The organism is Streptomyces sp. NPDC014882 (assembly GCF_043081325.1).
GTDB lineage: Bacteria > Actinomycetota > Actinomycetes > Streptomycetales > Streptomycetaceae > Streptomyces.
The window spans coordinates 1-3,367 of sequence record NZ_JBIBWL010000031.1 but is presented as its reverse complement, the minus strand read 5'-3'; the positions used below and the strand labels follow the sequence as shown (position 1 = coordinate 3,367).

At 69.2% G+C, this 3,367-nt stretch carries 2 protein-coding genes; both read left to right on the top strand.

Annotated features, from left to right (window positions below; genetic code table 11):
- On the top strand, positions 1-1,887 hold a 1,887-nt coding region (locus ACF09K_RS34265; RefSeq protein ID WP_392249252.1), incomplete at its 5' end, for a condensation domain-containing protein.
- The coding region (locus tag ACF09K_RS34260; RefSeq protein ID WP_392249251.1) for a condensation domain-containing protein at positions 1,884-3,367 on the top strand (1,484 nt) is incomplete at its 3' end. The genes ACF09K_RS34265 and ACF09K_RS34260, both read left to right, overlap by 4 nt.

Below are 3,367 nucleotides of genomic sequence, written 5' to 3'. Positions count from 1 at the left end.
GACACCCCCGGCAACAAACAACTCGTCGCCTACCTCGTCCCCACCCCCGGACACGCACCCACCGCCGGCGACCTGCGCACCCACCTCCAGCAGCAACTGCCCGACTACATGATCCCCAGCCTCTACATCCCCCTCGACCACCTCCCCCTCACCCCCAACGGCAAGGTCGACACCAAAGCCCTCCCCGCCCCCGACCACCACCGACCCGACCTCACCACCACCTACACCCCACCCCGGACGGACGTCGAGCGCACCCTTGCCGCGATCTGGTCCGAGATCCTCGGCATCGACACCGTCGGCATCCACGACAACTTCTTCGAACTCGGCGGGGATTCGATCATCAGCATCCAGATGATCGCCCGCGCCAAGAAGTTCGGTGTGCACCTCACCCCGCGGCTGATCTTCAAGAACCAGACGATCGCCGAGATCGCGGGCCACGCCGGTACGGCCACGCCGGTCGACGCGGAACAGGGCCTCGTGGTGGGCGAGGTCCCGCTGACACCGATCCAGCACTGGTTCTTCGAGAAGGACCTGCCGGCGTTCGACCACTTCAACCAGGCCGAACTCCTCGTCACCGACGGGCTCGACGCCGACGTGCTGCGGCTCGCGCTGGTCGACCTGGTCGAGCACCACGACGCGCTGCGTCTGCGCTGCGCCGACGGGTCCGACGGCTGGCGGCAGTACCTGGACGAGACCGTGGACACCGGCGTCCTCGACGTGCACGACCTGTCCACAGTCGCGGACGAGTCCCTGGCGTCGGTGTCGCTGGACATCGCGGAGGAGACGCAGCGGAGCCTCGACCTGGCCAAGGGACCGCTGCTGCGGGCCGCCCTGCTGGAGTCGGGCCCCACGCGCGGGCAACGCCTGCTGATCGTCGTACACCACATGGCGGTCGACGGCGTGTCCTGGCGGATCCTGCTGGAGGACCTGGGCAGTTGCTACGAGCGCCGGGCCGCCGGGCTCGCGCCCCTGTTGCCGGCGAAGACGACGTCGTTCCGGTCGTGGGCACAGCGACTGCACGGCTTCGCCGACTCCGAACAGGCACGAGCGGAGTTCGCCTACTGGGCCGAGCCCAAGCCGGCCGGCCGGGTGCCGCGCGACCGGGACGGCCGCAACGATCTGGGCTCCGCCGCCGGTGTCGTGGCGAAGCTCAGCCCCGAGGAGACCCGTGCCCTGCTGCGGGACGTGCCGAAGGTCTTCAACACCCAGATCAACGACGCGTTGCTCACCGCGCTGGCGCACGCCCTGCGGGACTGGACCGGGGACGACGAGACGCTGGTCGGTCTGGAGGGACACGGCCGTGAGGATCTGTTCCCCGACGTGGACCTGTCACGGACGGTGGGATGGTTCACGTCCGTCTTCCCCGTCGCCCTGCGGCTGGCGCCGGGAGCCACCAGCGCGGTGGACTCGCTCGACTCCGTCCGCGAGCAGCTGGCGCGGATCCCCAACAAGGGCGTCGGCTACGGCATCCTGCGCCATCTCGGTGCCCCGGACGTGGCGTCCGTACTACGCCGGCAGCCCACTCCGGAAGTGAACTTCAACTACCTGGGGCAGTTCACCAGGGACCTGCCGGGCATCGGGCGGTACGCCGGCCCCGAAGAGCCCAAGGGCCACTCGATCAGCCCGGACGGCATGCGGTGGAACGTGCTGGACGTGACCGCCGCCGTCGAGGGCGACACGTTCGGCCTGTACGTCAACTACTCGACCGCGCTGCACGACCGGCGCACCGTCGAGCACCTGGCCGACGGCGTCCTCGGCCACCTGCGCGAGCTGATCGCCGGTGGCGCCGACGGAACCGCCGACGCCCGCCGGGAGTCCCCCGGTGTTCCCCTCACCGATGTCGGTGACGCCGACATGGCCGCGATCCTGAAGAGGTTCTCGATATGAGCGCGCACAACGTGGAAGACGTCTACGGACTCTCGCCCCTGCAGTTCGGCATGCTGTACCACTCGCTGGAGGACACCTCCGACACGCGCCCCTACATGGTGCAGATGACGGAGGAGGTCGAAGGGCCCTTCGACGAGACGCTGTTCGGCACCGCCTGGCAGCAGCTCGTCGACCGGCACTCGATCCTCCGCAGCGCGTTCGTGTGGGAAGGGGTGTCGGAGCCGGTCCAGGTGGTGCAGCGCAGGGCTCCCCTCCCCTTCGAGGTGAGGGACCTGCGCGGCCTGGCCGATCAGCAGGAACGGCTCGACGCCTTCCTGGCGGAGGACTGGGACCGAGGGTTCGACCTGTCACGGGCCCCGCTGGTCCGGGTCACCGTGCTGCGCATGGCGGAGGAACGCCGGATCGTCGTCTGGTCGTTCCACCACATCCTGCTCGACGGCTGGAGCGTGCAGATCCTCCAGAAGGAACTGTTCTCCTTCTACCGCGCGTTGCTCGACGGCACTCCCGCCGAGCTGCCGCCGGCGGTCCCGTACCGCCGGTACATCGAGTGGCTCAACTCCCGCCGGGACGACAGCTCCGCGGCGTTCTGGTCCGACTACCTGGCGGGCGTCACCGAGCCCACCGCCCTGCACGTCGACCGGGACACCGGGGACACGGGAGTCGGCGAGGTCGAGGTGCGCGCCTCCGCGGAACTGTTCGCGCGGGCCCGGGACTACGCCAAGTCCCAGCGCATCACGATGAACACTTTGGTACAGGGCCTGTGGTCGATCCTGCTCTCACGGTACAGCCGCCAGGACGAGGTGCTGTTCGGGTCGACGATCTCGGGCCGCTCGATCGATCTGCCCGGCGTCGAGTCGATGATGGGCCTCTTCATCAACACGCTGCCGGTGCGCGGCCGGCTCACGGGCGACCTGGTCGTCTCCGAGTGGCTGCGGGACCTCCAGGACGAGCAGCTGGACATGCGGCAGTGGGAGTACTGCCACCTGGTCGACGTGCAGAAGCACAGCAGGATCCCGCGCGGCGAGCCGCTGTTCCGGTCCATCCTCGTCTTCGAGAACTACCCGGTGGTGCAAAAGCCGTCTGACTTCCCCGAGGGACTGACCCGGCGCCTGGTGAACTGTGTGGAGCGCACCGGGTACCCGCTGACCCTCGTCGTGTCGGCGGGCCGGGCACTGGAGTTCCGCTTCGTCTACGACCGGAGCAGGTTCGACGCGGAGACGGTCGAACGCATGGCAGGCCACCTCGAGAGCCTGCTGGCCTCCGTGGTGGACTCGCCCGGGGCACGCATCGGCGACCTGAACATGCTGACGGTGGGGGAGCGGCGGGAGGTCCTGGTCGAGTGGAACGGCGTCAGCGGTCCGTATCCGGACACGGCGACGATCCACCGGCTGATCGAGGAGCGGGTGGCTGCCGATCCGGACGCGGTGGCCGTCACGCATGGCGGGCGTCAGTGGACCTTCGGGGAGATCAACGCGCGGGC